Source organism: Streptomyces sp. NBC_00846 (assembly GCF_045207325.1).
GTDB lineage: Bacteria > Actinomycetota > Actinomycetes > Streptomycetales > Streptomycetaceae > Streptomyces.
This window is the reverse complement of record NZ_CP108846.1, coordinates 4565050-4580710: the sequence shown is the minus strand read 5'-3', so window position 1 is coordinate 4580710 and position 15661 is coordinate 4565050. Positions and strand designations below refer to the sequence as shown.

The following is a 15661-nucleotide window of genomic DNA, read 5'->3' as shown; positions in this document are numbered from 1 at the left end:
CTCCTGTCGGCGTCCGTCTGCGCCCAGGATCACTCAGGCCCGTACGTCCCGCCACGCCGCCGGGATCGCCTCCGCGACGTCCTGCGCGGCGACGGGAGCGCCGTCCGAGGCGTGCCGGGCGGCCAGGCCGTGCAGATACGCGCCGGCCGACGCGGCGTCGCGCGGGGCTAGGCCCGCCGCCAGCAGCGAGCCGGTCAGGCCGGAGAGGACGTCGCCGCTGCCGGCCGTGGCCAGCCAGGAGGTGCCGGTCGGGTTGACCCGTACGGGGGTGGCTCCGGCGTCGGTGGCGACCAGGGTCGTCGACCCCTTGAGCAGGACCGTGGCGCGGAAGCGGGCGGCCAGTTCCCGTACGGCGGCGAGCCGCCCCGCCTCGACCTCCTCGCGCGGGACGCCGAGCAGGGCGGCGGCCTCACCGGCGTGCGGGGTGAGGAGGGTCGGGGCGGTGCGCGCGCGGACTACGGTGGCGTCGAGCAGCCGCAGCCCGTCGGCGTCGACGAGCACCGGAACGTCCGCCTCCAGCACGTCACGGACCGCCTCCACGGCGTCCGTACCGTCACCGAGCCCCGGCCCCACGACCCAGGCCTGCACCCGCCCAGCCTTCGACGGCGGCCCCGCGTGGACCAGCGTCTCCGGATGGCGGGCGATCACCGCACCGGCGCCCGGACCGACGTACCGCACCGCTCCGGCACCGCCCCGCAGCGCCCCGGAGACGGCCAGCACCGCCGCTCCCGGATACCGCGCCGACCCGGCGACGATGCCGACGACACCGCGCCGGTACTTGTCGCTCTCACTACCGGGGACGGGCAGGAGTGCGGCGAGGTCCGCGTACTGCAGCGCCTCCAGGCCGGGCACCTCGGGCAGCTCCGGGCCGAGCCCGATGTCGACGAGGTGCAGCGCGCCCGCCAGGCCGGCGGCCGGGTCGATGAGCAGTCCGGGCTTGTACGTGCCGAAGGTGACGGTCGCGTCGGCCCGCACCGCGTCGCCGAGCACCTCGCCGGTGTCCGCCTCGACGCCGCTGGGCAGGTCGACGGCGACGAAGGCCACGCCGGTCGCCTCGAAGGCCCGCACCAGCGCGGCGGCCTGCGGACGCAGCCCGCCGCGCCCGCCGATGCCGGTGATCCCGTCCACGACGAGATCGACGTGCCCGCCCCAGGCTGCCGCGAAAGGGCTCCCGTCGCCCGTGTCTCCGTCCCCGCCGGTTTCGCCGTCCCCGCCCGTGTCGCCTTCCCCGCCCGCCACGCGCCCGCCCGCCGCGAGCAGCGCCGCGAGCCCGCCCTCGTGGGCGCGGCCGGGCGAGGTGAGCACGGCGCGCACGCCCGCGCCGCGGCGGGCCAGCCGGGCGCCCGCGTACAGCGCGTCGCCCCCGTTGTCGCCGCTGCCGACGAGCAGGACGACCCGGGCCCCGTACACCCGGCCGCGCCGCCGCAGGACATCGGCGCACGCCGCCGCGAGTCCCGCCGCGGCGCGCTGCATCAGGGCGCCGTCCGGCAGCCGGTCCATCAGGGCCCGCTCGGCGGCCCGTACGGTCTCAACGCTGTACGCGGTACGCATGTACTCAACCCTCCGCGATCACCACGGCCGACGCCACCCCCGCGTCGTGGCTGAGCGACACGTGCCAGTTCCGCACGCCCAGCTCGGCCGCGCGCGCGGCGACCGTGCCGCGGACCCGCAACCGGGGCTGCCCGCTGTCCTCGACGTACACCTCCGCGTCCGTCCACAGCAGCCCGCCCGGCGCGCCGAGCGCCTTCGCGAGGGCCTCCTTGGCGGCGAACCGCACGGCGAGCGACGCGACACCGCGCCGCTCGCCGCTGGGCAGCAGCAACTCCTTCTCCAGGAAGAGCCGGTCGGCCAGGTGCGGCGTACGTTTCAGCGCCGCGTCGAACCGTTCGATCTCGGCCACATCGATCCCGACCCCGATGATCACGCGTGTTCCCTCAACTCTCGCTACTCCACGGTCACGGACTTCGCCAGATTGCGCGGCTGGTCCACGTCGTTGCCGCGGGCCGTCGCCAGTTCGCAGGCGAACACCTGCAACGGCACGGTCGACACCAGCGGCTGAAGCAGCGTAGGCGTAACGGGGATCCTGATCAGATGGTCGGCGTACGGGACCACCGCCTCGTCGCCCTCCTCGGCGATGACGATGGTGCGCGCCCCGCGGGCCCTGATCTCCTGGATGTTCGACACGATCTTGTCGTGCAGCACCGACCGGCCGCGCGGCGAGGGCACGACCACGACGACGGGCAGACCGTCCTCGATGAGCGCGATCGGCCCGTGCTTGAGCTCGCCCGCGGCGAAGCCCTCGGCGTGCATGTACGCGAGTTCCTTGAGCTTCAGCGCGCCTTCCAGGGCCACGGGGTAGCCGACATGGCGGCCCACGAAGAGCACGGTGTCGTGGTCGGCGAGGGAACGGGCCAGCGCACGCACGGGTTCCATGGTCTTCAGGACCCGTTCGACCGCACCGGAGATCTCGGAGAGCTGGCGGATAACGGTCCGGATCTCGTCGCCCCACTTCGTACCGCGGGTCTGACCCAGATAGAGGGCCACGAGATAGCAGGCGACGAGCTGGGTGAGGAACGCCTTGGTGGAGGCGACGGCGACCTCGGGCCCGGCGTGCGTGTAGAGCACGGCGTCGGACTCGCGGGGGATGGTGGAGCCGTTGGTGTTGCAGATGGCGAGGACCTTCGCGCCCTGTTCGCGGGCGTGCCGCAGGGCCATCAGGGTGTCCATCGTCTCGCCGGACTGCGAGATCGCGACGACGAGGGTGCGGTGGTCGAGGATCGGGTCGCGGTAGCGGAACTCACTGGCCAGTTCGGTCTCGCAGGCGAGCCGGGTCCAGTGCTCGATGGCGTACTTGGCGATCATCCCGGCGTGGAACGCGGTACCGCAGGCGACGATGACGACCTTGTCGACCTCGCGCAGCTCATGGGGCGGAATCCGCACCTCGTCGAGATGGAGGGTGCCCGCGCCGTCGATCCGCCCGAGGAGCGTGTCGGCGACGGCCTTGGGCTGGTCCTCGATCTCCTTGAGCATGAACGAGTCGTGGCCGCCCTTCTCGGCGGCGGAGACGTCCCAGTCCACGTGGTACTCACGGACGTCGGCGGGCCGCCCGTCGAAGTCCGTGACGGTGACGCCCTCCCGGCGCAGCTCCACCACCTGGTCCTGGCCCAGCTCGATCGCGGAGCGGGTGTGCGCGATGAACGCGGCCACATCGGAGGCGAGGAACGACTCGCCCTCCCCCACCCCCACCACGAGCGGTGAGTTGCGCCGGGCGCCGACCACCGTGTCGGGCGCGTCCGCGTGCAGGGCGACGAGGGTGAAGGCCCCCTCCAGCCGCCCGCAGATCTGCCGCATCGCCTCCGCCAGGTCGGCGCAGGCCGAATACGCCTCGGCGAGGAGATGGGCGACGACCTCGGTGTCGGTCTCGGAGGCCAGGTCGTGGCCGCGCTCGGCGAGTTCGGCGCGCAGGACGGCGAAGTTCTCGATGATCCCGTTGTGCACGACGGCGACCCGGCCCGCGTTGTCGAGGTGCGGGTGGGCGTTGGTGTCGGTGGGGGCGCCGTGGGTGGCCCAGCGGGTGTGCCCGATCCCCGTGGCCCCGGCCGGGAGCGGGGCCTCGGCCAGCGCCTTCTCCAGGTTGACGAGCTTCCCCGCCTTCTTCGCGGCGGCCAGCCCGCCGTCCGCGAGGACGGCGATGCCCGCCGAGTCGTAGCCCCGGTATTCGAGGCGCTTGAGGCCCGCGACGACGACGTCCTGCGCCGACTGCCCACCGACATATCCGACTATTCCGCACATACCGTTCCCTTCCTGGTCGCCCGCCCCTTTTCTTCGTTTTCTTCGCATCGTCGCAGAAGGCCAACAGGGCGGCAGAAATCAGGCGTGGTGTGCCGGCCCGGCCGGAGCCGGAGGAAGCCGGGGCGTGGTCCCGAAGCCGGGTCGTCGCCCCGAAGCCGGGTCGTCGCCCCGAACACGGCCCGCCTCTTCCCGGCAAACCGGTGGTTCAGCGCTTGAGGAACTCCAGGAGGTCCTTGTTGAACTTCTCCTTGTCGCCCGGGACGAGCGCGAGGCCGTGGGAGCCGCCCTCGTAGACCTTGAGGGTCGCGTCCGCGATGAGTTCGGCGGACTTGCGGCCGGTGGCATCGATCGGGACGACCTGGTCGTCGTCACCGTGGACGACCAGCGTCGGGATGTCGAACTTCTTCAGGTCCTCGTGGAAGTCCGTGGCCGCGAAGGCGTCGACACAGGCGACACCGCCCTCGATGGTCTCGGCCATGCCCATGTGCCAGAAGGCGTCCTTGTTGCCCTGCGTGACCTTGTTGCCGTCCCGGTTCGCACCGAAGAAGCCGACCGCGGTGTCCTTCCAGAACTGCGAACGTTCGGTGAGGATCCCCTTCTTGATGTCGTCGAAGACGGCCTGCGGCACGCCCTCGGGGTTCTCCGCATTCTTGAGCATCAGCGGGGTGATCGCCGAGAGCAGGACGGCCGACCTGATCCGGCCGGTGCCGTGGCGGCCGATGTAACGGGCGAGTTCACCGCCACCCATCGAGTGGGCGACCAGCGTGACGTCCCGCAGGTCCATTTGGGTGAGCAGGTCGTCGAGGTCGTCCGCGAAGGTGTCGAAGTCGTAGCCGTCCCAGACGGGGGTCGAGCGGCCGTGCCCGCGTCGGTCGGGCGCGATGCCGCGGAATCCGTTGTCCGCGACCGCCTTGAGCTGGTCCTGCCAGGCGTCCCCGTTCAGGGGCCAGCCATGGATGAAGACGACGGGGCGGCCACGGCCCCAGTCCTTGTAGAAGATCTCGACACCGTCACGCGTGGTCACCGCGGGCATATGTGTTGTCCTCTCGGGTGTGCTGCCGGGCCCCCAGTCCCAGGGTGCGGCCGGACACCCGGGCTGCAAATCCGAGTCGTGGGGATCCGGCACCGACCGTAAAGTAGGAACTGCACATACTTTGAGCCGTTCCTACTTCAGGGGTGCTGATGGCCTTCACCGGGCGCAGTCGCGAGTTGCGCATCCTCGGATCCTGGCTGGACAAGGTCAGGACCGCTTCGGGCGGCAGCGCGGGGCAGGCGCTGGTGATCAAGGGCCGCCGACGGATCGGCAAGACCCGGCTGGTGCAGGAGTTCTGTGCACGGTCGGGACTGCCGTACGTGTTCTTCCAGGCGACCCGCGGCCAGCCCGCGCCACTGGCCCGGCGGGCGCTGTTCGACGCGGTCGCCGGGGCGCACGGCATGAGGGAACACGGGGCCACCCTGGGACAGGCCGCCGCTCCCGAGGACTGGGTCCGGACGCTCGCCGCGGTGGCTGCGGCACTGCCTGCGGACGAGCCGGTCATTCTCGTGCTGGACGAGGTCCCCTGGCTGGCCGAGGCCGATGCGGGATTCGATGCGGCACTCAAAACCGCCTGGGACATGCACTTGTCCGCGAAGCCCGTGCTCCTGCTGATCCTCGGCTCCGACCTCGCGATGATGGACCGGCTGACGTCGTACGAGCATCCCTTCTACGGGCGAGCGGGTCAGTACACCGTGGGTCCGCTCAACCCTGCGGACGTACAGGATTCCACCGCACTCGATGCCGCGGACGCGCTGGACGCATACCTGGTCACCGGAGGCTTCCCCGAGGTCGTGACCGACTGGCGGACCGGTGAGTCGGTGGCCGACTATCTGACACGCCAGGTGGAGGACCCTTCATCGGTGCTGCTGACGACGGGCGAACGTTCCCTCGCGGCGGAGTTTCCCGCGCGCTTGCAGGCCGGCAGGGTGCTACGTGCGATCGGTTCCGGCGAGCGGACCTTCTCCGGTATCGCCGCAAGTACCGGAGGCGCCGATGGACATCCACTGGCGCACGGCACCCTCGCCCCGATACTGGCCGAACTCATCGATTCGAAGAAGATCGTGGCCGCAGACCTTCCGCTGTCCACCCGGCCCGCCCCGAAGCTCAAGCGCTACCGGATCGCCGACACCTACCTGCGCTTCTGGCTGGCACATCTGGAGAACGCCGTCGCGCAGGCGGAGAGAGGCAGAGGGGACGTATCGGCTGCACGAATCCAGCGGTCGTGGCCATCCTGGCGAGGCCGTGCGGTGGAGCCGGTGATCAGGGAGGCGCTGGCCCGCAGAGTGCCGGACGGCCTGTTCCCCGAGGCGACCGAGGTGGGCGGCTGGTGGAACCGTCAGAACAACCCTGAGATCGACCTCATCGGCGCGGACGCGCAGCCTGTGGCGCGTCGCCTCTTCTTCGCCGGATCGGTGAAGTGGCGTGACGAGACACCCTTTGGTGTACGGGATCTTGCGGAGCTCGCGTCAGCGGTACAGCAGGTGCCGGGCGCGGAAGGCGCGGCCCTGATCGCGGTCAGCCGCCGGCCGCCGACGGGTGCGGCAGCGGAGGGACTGGCCGCCCACTGGGGTCCCGAAGACGTGCTCGCGGTGTGGCGGTGACAGCAGTCAAGTCAGAGGCTCTGTCGGCACCGTGGCCGCCCCGCTCCCCAGGAGGAAGGGGAGCGGGGCGGGCGTTCGTGGGCGCGGTGGTCAGTTGCTGGAGGCGTACGTGACGAACTCCGCCCAGGCGCGCGGCGCAAAGCCGAGGTGCGGGCCGGGGATGTTCTTGGAGTCGCGTACGTGGACGGTGCTCGCGGCTGCCGCCACCTCGACGCACTCAGGGCCGTCGTTGGTGCTGTAGCTGCTCTTGAACCAGGTCAGTTCGGTGTCCATACGTCTCCCCGGTGGGTCAGCTTCCCGACGCGTACGTCACGAAGTCTTCCCACGCCGAGGGCGCGAAACCGAGCTGGGGACCGCCCGGCAGGTTCTTGGAGTCACGTACGTGGATCGTGCTTGCGGTTTCCGCGACCTCGACACAGGAGGGGCCATCGTTGGTGCTGTAGCTACTCTTGAACCACGTCAGCCCGGGCAGCTCCCCGACCGAGGGCTTGGCACTCATGTCTCTCCCAGCAGTTTCGTGATGAAGATCCGCGACAACCGAGGCGTAAGCGCCTGGGATCGGACCAGGCCGTACCGCATCTCAAGGATCTGGACTTCCTTCGGATCAGCGATCAGTCGGCTGGTGAGCTGAACCTCGTTGAGCCCCACAGCCGTTCCGTCACTCAGCTTAAGCACCCGGTGCGAGCCGGCCAGCCCCGCATGCTCCTCCGTATCCGTCGGCATGACCTGAATCTCGACATGCCTCAACGCGCTCAGTTCTAGCAGGTGTTCGAGCTGCCTGCGCAACACCATTTTGCCTCCGGTCGGCCGCCTCAGCGTCGCCTCTTCCTGGACGAACGTCAGCAGCGGGGCAGGGCGTCGCTCGAAGACCGACTGGCGAGCCATGCGCCCGGCAACCAGGCGATCCATCTGGTCCTCGGTGTACAGGGGGCGCCGCTCCCTGTACAAAGCGCGGGCGTACTCCTCCGTCTGCAGGAGGCCGTCCACGACATCGCCGGCGTACGCGCCCATCTCGACCGCACCCGACTCCAACTTGGCTACGTCACGGACCTTCTTCGGGTACCGCGCCTCCGCCACGTCCTTCTTCATCGCGGCGAGTTTTCCGCCCGCACCCAGCACTTCGTCCGCCTTGTCCAGGAACTCCGGCTTGGGGATGCGTTTCCCGGCCTCCACCTTGTAGACCTGGTTCTCCCCGTAGCCGATCGCCCTGCCCAGTTCCGCCGCACGCAGGCCGGCCGCCTCGCGCCAGAGCCGGATCTGGCGGCCGACCGCCGCGATCACCGCGCTCGAGTCGTCCTCGACGTCGAACTCCCAGTCAGGGCCGTCCGCCGTGTTGTCTCCGTTGCCCCTGATGTCCTCGCTCGCCATACAACACCTGCCTCCACCCGTGCCCGCACCGTTTCGCGTTCGACGCCGTACCGGATGGACAGACCCGTACAACCGCTGGACAGTCACCGTCCGTACGCACGTCATTGCTGTTCAGCGTAGGCATCTCCGGCCACGCTGAGTGACGTGAACCGAGAAATCACCCCACCGCGTGCCCGCAGCGGGCAGTTCGCCGTGCAGCTCTCCGCCACCCGTCGGGGTGCCCGACTCGCCAGGCTCCTCGCGACCGAGCAACTCCGCTCCTGGGGGCTGCCGCTGGACGACGCCGGGCATGTCATCGCCGAGCTGGCGTCCAACGCCGCGCTGCACGGGCAGGTGCCGGGGCGGGACTTCCGCATCATGCTGACCGTCACCGGGGACACGCTCCGTATCGAGGTCGCGGACGCACGCGGGGATGCACTGCCCCGCGTCCCGGAGCGGAACGACGAATCCGAGGCCGGGCGCGGGCTCATGCTCGTCGAGGCGATCGCCATCCGGTGGGGCGTGCAGATGGGGCCCTTCCCGCGCAAAACCGTCTGGGCGGAGGTAGCCCTCACCGGAAGGTGACAGTCGCGACCCGGTCTGTCACGTCCCGGTGAACCGCGACCCGGCGGGCCCCGACGTAAAAGGCTTTTAAGGCTTTGGAGAGAAGAAACTTCCCAACCCCAACCCGTACCCCGACACCGCGCAGGCGTACACGCAGGACCCCGTCACTCACACGAGTGAGGATCACCAACTCGACTGGCTTTTTGCCCGGTTGGCAGGCATATGCTCGCCCCACAACCACAGACATGCGTCGGCCCCCGGCCGGGACTCGCAATCCCGATCGAGGGCCTGACCAACGAGGAAGAAGAGACCTTCCCGATGGATACCCAGCAGGTTAGCGCGCCCTCGCGCGCCCCGTCTCCCCTTCCCGGAGACACCACGCCGCCGTCCGGCGTCATGCACATCAACTCCCGCCACACCAGCCGCTTCACCGTGGTCGGCAACCACCTCGCCCAGCACCGCGAGCTCTCCCTCCTCGCGATCGGCCTCGCCACCCACATCCAGTCACTCCCGGCCGGGGCGAAGGTCGGCATCAAGACCCTCACCGAACGCTTCCCCGAGAGCGAAGCCCGCATCGCCGCCGCACTACGCGAACTGGAAGCCCACGGCTACCTGAAACGCACCCGCGAACGCCTCCCCAACGGCCGCGTCATCACCCGCACCTGCTCGTACAACCAGCCGGGCTCCACCAACGCCCACCCCGTCCCCGCACCCGAACGACGCCCCAAGCCCAGCCACCCGGCACCAGCCCCGGCCCCAGTGGCCCCGATGGCCCCAGCCGCCGTACCCCCGCCACCCGAGCAGCCGCCCCACGTCCCCGCCCGCACCGCCCCCAAACCCCCGTCCCCACCACTCCCGCAGCCCGACAATCCCCTCCCCCAACGCCACTACGCCGCCATCGCCCTCCTCGCCGACCTCCACCGCCATACACCCCAACTCACCCTCACCGAACGCGACATGAACGCCCTCGCCCCCGCCGTCGCCACCTGGTACGAACGCGGCGCCTCACCCACTGCCATCCGCCACGCCCTCACCCACGACCTCCCTCACCACCTCAAACACCCCGCCAAACTCCTCCGCCACCGCCTCACCCACCTCCTCCCGCCCCCACGCACCGTGCTCCACCAACCCACCCCACTCCAGAACTGCAACCACTGCGACCGCGCCTTCCGCTCCCCCGCGCCCGGCAACTGCCGTGACTGCAACAGTGCCTGACCGCGTCACACCAGGGCTGTCGCATCAGGCTGTCGCATCAACGCGCTCCGTACCCTGTGAACCTTTCCGGCCCCTCCGGGCAACAAGAGATGACACGCTCGTCCGCCGAGCCCCCAGGAGCCGGTGTGACCGGACCGCCAGCCAGTCCCGAGGACGATGCCGAGGTCGTCGCGCAGTCGCTGGAGCATCCCGAGATCTTCGCCGGGCTCTACGACCGCCACGCTCCGGACATCCACCACTACGCCGCCCGCCGCCTCGGGAAGGGCGCGGCGGACGACATCACGGCGGAGACCTTTCTCATCGCCTTCCGCTCCCGGCGCCGTTACGACCGCACGCATCGCAACGCCCGCCCCTGGCTGTACGGCATCGCCGCGAACCTCATCGGCAAGCACCGGCGCAGCGAGGAGAGGGGACTGCGGGCCCTGGCCCGTACCGGTCAGGACCCGGTGGCCGCGTCCTGGAGCGACCGTGTCGACGACCGGATCGCCGCGCAGGCGCCGCTGGCCGGGGCGCTCGCCTCGCTCTCGCCCGGTGACCGCCATGTGCTGCTGCTCGTCGCCTGGGCCGACCTCGGGTACCAGGAGGTCTCCGAGGCGTTGGGCATCCCGCTCGGCACCGTGCGGTCACGGCTCAATCGTCGGGCAGATCACGATGAGCCAAGCCCTGGTCAAGGCCGCCGTCGTCGACGCCAAGGGCGAGAAGCCCTGAGACGCCACCCGTAGCCGCGAACCGGGGCCGGTGTCCGCCACAGGGGTGTGGGCACCGGCCCCACCGACTGCGGCAGGCACCCACAGGTGCATCACCTGGCGGGACGACCGGGGCGGGCAGCTCGTCCTCGCGACCTGTGGACGTTCATCGGCGACCCCGGCAGCGGAGACCTCTGTGTGCTCAGGAAAGTGACGTGACCGAGCCCACCCCCCGCTCCGTCAGAACTCCCGCAACAATGAACATGTGATCAGTTCGCCGCCACGAAGCAGCAGCCCCCGCCGCGCCGAGCACGCGGCGACGCCGTACGTCGATCTGTCGCGCGACGAATGGAGCGCCCTGCGCGATAAGACGCCGTTGCCGCTGACCGCCGCCGAGGTGGAGCAGCTGCGCGGGCTCGGGGACGTCATCGACCTCGACGAGGTACGGGACGTCTACCTGCCGCTCTCCCGGCTCCTCAACCTCTACGTCCAGGCCACCTCGGGCCTGCGCGGCGCCCTGAACACTTTCCTCGGGGACGCGGGCAACGGGCACGGAGCGCAGCGCGGCACCCCGTTCGTCATAGGGGTCGCGGGCAGTGTCGCGGTCGGCAAGTCCACCAGTGCACGCATCCTCCAGGCGCTGCTGGCCCGCTGGCCCGAGCACCCCCGCGTCGAACTCGTCACCACCGACGGGTTCCTGCTGCCGATGAAGGAGCTCCAGGCGCGCGGGCTGATGTCGCGCAAGGGGTTCCCCGAGTCGTACGACCGGCGGGCCCTGACCCGTTTCGTCGCCGACATCAAGGCCGGCAAGGACGAGGTGACGGCGCCCGTCTACTCACACCTGATCTACGACATCGTGCCGGGCGAGCGGCTCACCGTACGGCGCCCCGACATCCTGATCGTCGAGGGGCTGAACGTGCTGCAGCCCGCGATGCCCGGCAAGGACGGCCGGACCAGGGTCGGGCTCGCCGACTACTTCGACTTCAGTGTGTACGTGGACGCGCGGACCGAGGACATCGAGACCTGGTATCTCAACAGGTTCCGGAAGCTGCGTGAGACGGCGTTCCAGAACCCGTTCTCGTACTTCCGCAAGTACACCCAGGTCTCCGAGGAGGAGGCCATGGAGTACGCGGCGACGATGTGGCGGACCATCAACAAGCCCAACCTGGTGGAGAATGTCGCGCCCACCCGGGGGCGTGCCACCCTGGTGCTGCGCAAGGGGCCCGATCACAAGGTCCAGCGGTTGTCCCTGCGCAAGCTCTGAACACTCCGCTGATCACACCTCACCCCGCTGATCATCCCGCCCACCGAGGAGCCCGTCGCGTGCTGCATCTGCGCCTGATCGTCCCCGCCGGCCGTACGGACGAGGTGGTGCACCTGCTGGAGAGCACCGTCGGTACGGCGCACCTCGTGGTGATGCCCGGGGTCGCCCGCGACCCGGCGGGTGACGTGGTGCTGTGCGACGTGGCCCGGGAGGCGGGCGAAGAGGTGATCTCGGCTCTGCGCGGGCTCGGCATCGACAAGTCCGGTTCGATCACCGTCGAGAACATGGACCTGACGCTCTCCGCGCACGCCGACAAGGCCGAGGAGGAGGCGCCGGGCGAAGGTGCGGACGCGGTGCTGTGGGAGGAGCTGACGGAGGCCACCCACGAGGAGTCCACGTTCAGCGTCACCTACGTGGCGTTCCTCGCGGTCGCGACGATGCTCGCCGCCTGCGGTGTGATGCTCGACAACGCGATCCTGATCGTGGGCGCGATGGCGGTCGGCCCGGAGTTCGGGCCACTGGCCGGGATCTCCACGGCCCTGGTGCAGCGGGCCCCGCGCCTGGTGTGGCGGTCGCTGGTGGCGCTGATCGGCGGCTTCGCCGTCGCGATGGTGCTGACGGCCGGGTTCGCCTGGGCGATGGACGCCCTGGGGCAGTTCACGTACGCGATGATCGAGGCCGACCGGCCCAATACGTCGTTCATCTGGAAGCCGGACCCGCTGTCGTTCGTGGTGGCGTTCCTCGCCGGGATCGCCGGGACGCTCTCGCTCACGTCGGCGAAGTCCGGGGCGCTGATCGGGGTCGCCATCTCGGTCACCACCGTGCCGGCCGCGGCCAATGCGGCGGTGGCGTTCAGCTACAGCGACTACGGCCAGATGCGGGGCTCCACGGCCCAGCTGCTGGCGAACCTCGGCGGAATCGTGGCCGCGGGAACGCTGACGCTCCTGGTCCAGAAGGCCCTCCGGGCGAACCACCGCCGCCGGCGGACGGGCCCCGTCGCGAGCCCGTCCGGCGAATAACGCGAGACCGCACGGGCCGGGCCCGCCCGGCGAACAACGGAGCGGCCCCGGCCAGGGAACGAAAGTCCCTAGTGCCCCTCCCGGCAAGCTTTGCCCGGTCGCGGCACTAGCCGAGTGCGGACTTCACCACATCGGCCAGCCGCCCGGCGACCGCCCGTGCCTGCTCGATGTCGGCCGCCTCGACCATGACCCGTACCAGCGGCTCCGTGCCCGACTGGCGCAGCAGCACCCGTCCGGCGGAGCCCAGCTCACGCTCGGCATCCGAGACCGCCGCGGCCAGCTCCGGGGAGGTGTCCACCCGGGACTTGTCGACGTCGCGGACGTTGATCAGCAGCTGCGGCAGCCGCTGCATGACCCCGGCCAGCTCGGCGAGCGTACGGCCGGTGGCGGCGACCCGGGCCGCCAGCAGCAGGCCGGTCAGCGTGCCGTCACCGGTCGTGGCGTGGTCCAGGACGATGACATGGCCGGACTGCTCGCCACCCAGGGCGTACCCCTCGGCCTTCATCGACTCCAGTACGTAACGGTCGCCGACGGCGGTCTGGACGAGCTGGATGCCCTCCCGCTCCATCGCGATCTTGAAGCCAAGGTTGGACATGACGGTGCCGACCACGGTGTCCTTGCGCAGCTGTCCGGCCTCGCGCATGGCGAGGGCGAGCACGGCCAGGATCTGGTCGCCGTCGACCCCCTCGCCGGTGGCGTCCACGGCGAGGCAGCGGTCGGCGTCGCCGTCGTGCGCGATGCCGAGGTCGGCGCCGTGCTCGACGACGGCGGCCTTCAGCAGCTCCAGGTGGGTGGAGCCGCAGCCGTCGTTGATGTTCAGACCGTCCGGATCGGCACCGATCGTGATCACCTCGGCACCGGCCCGTGCGAAGGCCTCGGGCGAGACCCGGGCGGCCGCGCCGTGCGCCTCGTCGAGGACGACCTTCAGCCCGTCGAGCCGGTTCGGGAGGACGGCGATCAGGTGGGCGACGTACCGGTCGAAGCCCTCGGTGTAGTCGGTGACCCGGCCCACGCCGACGCCCGTGGGCCGCGCCCAGGGCTCACCGGTGCGGTGCTGCTCGTAGACCGTCTCGATCCGGTTCTCCAGCTCGTCGGCGAGCTTGTGGCCGCCCCGGGCGAAGAACTTGACACCGTTGTCCGGCATGGCGTTGTGGCTGGCGGAGAGCATCACGCCGAGGTCGGCGCCCAACGCACCGGTGAGGTGCGCCACCGCGGGGGTGGGCAGCACACCGACCCGCAGGACGTCCACGCCCGCGCTGGCGAGGCCCGCCACGACGGCGGCCTCCAGAAACTCTCCGGACGCACGGGGGTCACGTCCCACCACCGCTGTCGGCCGATGCCCCTCGAAGGTGCCAGCCTCGGCAAGCACATGCGCCGCAGCGACCGACAGACCGAGCGCCAGCTCGGCCGTCAGATCCGCGTTGGCGACACCGCGCACACCGTCCGTGCCGAAGAGTCGTCCCACTGGTGTCCTCCGAAGATGCTCCGAAACCGCAAAACAAGACAAATAAGACACGTGCACACGTACGAACCTGGGCAAGTAGTCGTATGAACGTCTTATGTCGTTATACGCCCGAGGGCGCCAATAGACGAACGCCCCGGCAAGCACGAGAGTGCCGCCGGGGCGAACGTGTAACGCAGATGAGCAGGCGATTTAGCGCTTGCTGTACTGCGGGGCCTTACGGGCCTTCTTGAGACCGGCCTTCTTGCGCTCGACCGCACGGTCGTCGCGGGAGAGGAAGCCGGCCTTCTTCAGCGGGGCGCGGTTGTTGTCCACGTCCGCCTCGTTCAGCGCACGGGCCACGCCGAGGCGCAGGGCACCGGCCTGACCGGAGACGCCGCCACCCGAGATGCGGGCGATGACGTCGTAGCGGTTGTCGAGCTCGAGCACCTTGAAGGGCTCGTTGACTTCCTGCTGGTGCACCTTGTTGGGGAAGTAGTCCTCAAGGGTGCGACCGTTGATCTTCCACTTGCCGGTGCCCGGAACGATCCGGACGCGGGCAATGGCGTTCTTCCGACGGCCAAGGCCGGCGGCAGGCTGCGGCTCGCCGAAGCGGGACGCCAGCGACTCGCTGGTGTACTCGCCCTCGACGGGAACCTCGGACTCGAAGGTGGTCACCTCGGCGAAAACCTCTTCGCCCTCGACGCCCTCGACGGGGTTCTCAACAGTGGTCTCGGCCACGATTCTCCTCAGATCTTTCTTTTGGTCTTAGGGGGAGGCCGGAACTACTGCGCGACCTGGGTGATCTCGAACGGGACCGGCTGCTGCGCAGCGTGCGGGTGCTGGTCGCCCGCGTAGACCTTGAGCTTCGAGAGCATCTGACGGCCCAGGGTGTTCTTGGGGATCATGCCCTTGATGGCCTTCTCGACGGCCTTCTCGGGGTTCTTCGAGAGCAGCTCGTCGTAACGGACGGAGCGGAGACCACCCGGGAACCCGGAGTGGCGGTACGCCATCTTCTGGGTCTTCTTGTTGCCGGAGAGGTGAACCTTCTCGGCGTTGATGATGATGACGAAGTCGCCCATGTCCATGTGGGGGGCGTAGATCGCCTTGTGCTTGCCGCGGAGGAGGTTCGCAGCCGTGGTGGCGAGACGACCCAGGACGATGTCCTGCGCGTCAATGATGTGCCACTGGCGCGTCACATCGCCGGGCTTGGGGCTGTACGTACGCACGGTCGTAGCCTTCGCTTCTTCAGTGAGTGAGTCCTGACAAGGCCACCCGGACGATCACACCAGCCTTGGCGGCGCTGCGGGGACGCAACCCGAGTGCCTGCCGCTGGTCATCGGCCCGGTGGACCGGCGTAAGGGCCCCTCGCGTGAGAACGACCAAGCCAATACGCATAACAAACCAGAAGAATACCGTCGCTCCCCCGCGCGGGTCAAAACCGCCCCCGCACCCAGGCCCTTTCAGCATGACACCGGCATTCGGATCCTTACCGTGCGTGATCGCCGAGAGCGTGGCGAGGGATGTCCCTGGCGACAGCGTCCGGATCGGTGACGACGGGCACGTCGTGCTCCCGAGCGCCAACGGACGGAGCGACAGCGTCGGCCAGGTCGCCGGGCCGATGGACACGGTCCCCGCCGCCCACTCGGCCGTGCCCCTGCTCGCGCCTCCGCCCATTCCCCTGCGCCCGTCGGCG

The 15661-nt window shown here is 70.0% G+C and carries 16 protein-coding genes; 6 read left to right on the top strand and 10 right to left on the bottom strand.

Annotation, left to right across the window (positions count from 1 at the left end; genetic code table 11):
* Nucleotides 1-33: 33 nt before the first annotated feature.
* The 4 genes from OG936_RS21245 to OG936_RS21230 all read right to left on the bottom strand — a co-directional run bounded on the left by OG936_RS21245 (nt 34) and on the right by OG936_RS21230 (nt 4825).
* Nucleotides 34-1551, bottom strand: coding sequence for an NAD(P)H-hydrate dehydratase (locus tag OG936_RS21245; protein ID WP_406496656.1), 1518 nt, complete (start codon nt 1549-1551; stop codon nt 34-36).
* 4 nt (nt 1552-1555) lie between these two features.
* The gene (locus tag OG936_RS21240) at nt 1556-1924 is read right to left on the bottom strand and encodes a holo-ACP synthase (RefSeq protein ID WP_266747987.1); all 369 of its coding nucleotides are present in this window, start codon (nt 1922-1924) and stop codon (nt 1556-1558) included.
* 20 nt (nt 1925-1944) lie between these two features.
* Nucleotides 1945-3792: a glutamine--fructose-6-phosphate transaminase (isomerizing) gene (gene glmS / locus OG936_RS21235; RefSeq protein WP_406496654.1), complete on the bottom strand. Its 1848-nt coding sequence runs from the start codon at nt 3790-3792 to the stop codon at nt 1945-1947.
* Between the two features lie 205 nt (nt 3793-3997).
* Nucleotides 3998-4825, bottom strand: a complete 828-nt coding sequence (locus OG936_RS21230) for an alpha/beta fold hydrolase (RefSeq protein ID WP_406496652.1) — start codon at nt 4823-4825, stop codon at nt 3998-4000.
* Between the two features lie 149 nt (nt 4826-4974).
* On the opposite strand from OG936_RS21230, the gene OG936_RS21225 reads away from it, so the two are divergent.
* Entirely contained in the window at nt 4975-6429 is a 1455-nt protein-coding gene (locus tag OG936_RS21225) for an ATP-binding protein (protein WP_406496650.1), read from the top strand.
* Nucleotides 6430-6519: 90 nt separating this feature from the next.
* Here the strand turns inward: OG936_RS21225 and OG936_RS21220 are convergent, their stop codons facing one another.
* Genes OG936_RS21220 through OG936_RS21210 form a run of 3 tightly spaced genes read right to left on the bottom strand, consistent with a single transcriptional unit; the run spans nt 6520 to nt 7797 of the window.
* The gene (locus tag OG936_RS21220) at nt 6520-6702 is read right to left on the bottom strand and encodes a DUF397 domain-containing protein (protein ID WP_406496648.1); all 183 of its coding nucleotides are present in this window, start codon (nt 6700-6702) and stop codon (nt 6520-6522) included.
* A gap of 16 nt (nt 6703-6718) precedes the next feature.
* On the bottom strand, nt 6719-6928 hold the full coding sequence (locus OG936_RS21215; protein ID WP_406496646.1) for a DUF397 domain-containing protein: 210 nt from the start codon (nt 6926-6928) through the stop codon (nt 6719-6721).
* Nucleotides 6925-7797, bottom strand: a complete 873-nt coding sequence (locus OG936_RS21210; RefSeq protein ID WP_406496644.1) for a helix-turn-helix domain-containing protein — start codon at nt 7795-7797, stop codon at nt 6925-6927. Before OG936_RS21210 ends, OG936_RS21215 begins: the two co-directional genes overlap by 4 nt.
* Before the next feature lie 144 nt (nt 7798-7941).
* Between OG936_RS21210 and OG936_RS21205 the strand changes: the two genes are divergently transcribed.
* The 5 genes from OG936_RS21205 to OG936_RS21185 all read left to right on the top strand — a co-directional run bounded on the left by OG936_RS21205 (nt 7942) and on the right by OG936_RS21185 (nt 12524).
* A complete protein-coding gene (locus tag OG936_RS21205; protein ID WP_406496642.1) occupies nt 7942-8361 on the top strand; it encodes an ATP-binding protein in 420 nt (139 codons plus the stop codon).
* Nucleotides 8362-8658: 297 nt separating this feature from the next.
* A complete protein-coding gene (locus tag OG936_RS21200) occupies nt 8659-9555 on the top strand; it encodes a helix-turn-helix domain-containing protein (protein WP_406496640.1) in 897 nt (298 codons plus the stop codon).
* A gap of 89 nt (nt 9556-9644) precedes the next feature.
* Complete coding sequence (locus OG936_RS21195) at nt 9645-10277, top strand: RNA polymerase sigma factor (protein WP_406496638.1); 633 nt, start codon at nt 9645-9647, stop codon at nt 10275-10277.
* Between the two features lie 229 nt (nt 10278-10506).
* Nucleotides 10507-11505: a type I pantothenate kinase gene (gene coaA / locus OG936_RS21190; protein ID WP_406496637.1), complete on the top strand. Its 999-nt coding sequence runs from the start codon at nt 10507-10509 to the stop codon at nt 11503-11505.
* A 59-nt stretch (nt 11506-11564) separates the two neighbouring features.
* Complete coding sequence (locus tag OG936_RS21185; RefSeq protein WP_406496635.1) at nt 11565-12524, top strand: DUF389 domain-containing protein; 960 nt, start codon at nt 11565-11567, stop codon at nt 12522-12524.
* Between the two features lie 106 nt (nt 12525-12630).
* Here the strand turns inward: OG936_RS21185 and glmM are convergent, their stop codons facing one another.
* From glmM to rplM, 3 genes are all read right to left on the bottom strand, one after another.
* Nucleotides 12631-13989: a phosphoglucosamine mutase gene (glmM, locus tag OG936_RS21180; RefSeq protein WP_406496633.1), complete on the bottom strand. Its 1359-nt coding sequence runs from the start codon at nt 13987-13989 to the stop codon at nt 12631-12633.
* Nucleotides 13990-14178: 189 nt separating this feature from the next.
* The gene (gene rpsI / locus OG936_RS21175; protein WP_266747971.1) at nt 14179-14706 is read right to left on the bottom strand and encodes a 30S ribosomal protein S9; all 528 of its coding nucleotides are present in this window, start codon (nt 14704-14706) and stop codon (nt 14179-14181) included.
* Nucleotides 14707-14750: 44 nt separating this feature from the next.
* Entirely contained in the window at nt 14751-15194 is a 444-nt protein-coding gene (gene rplM, locus OG936_RS21170; protein WP_037688030.1) for a 50S ribosomal protein L13, read from the bottom strand.
* Between the last annotated feature and the right edge of the window lie 467 nt (nt 15195-15661).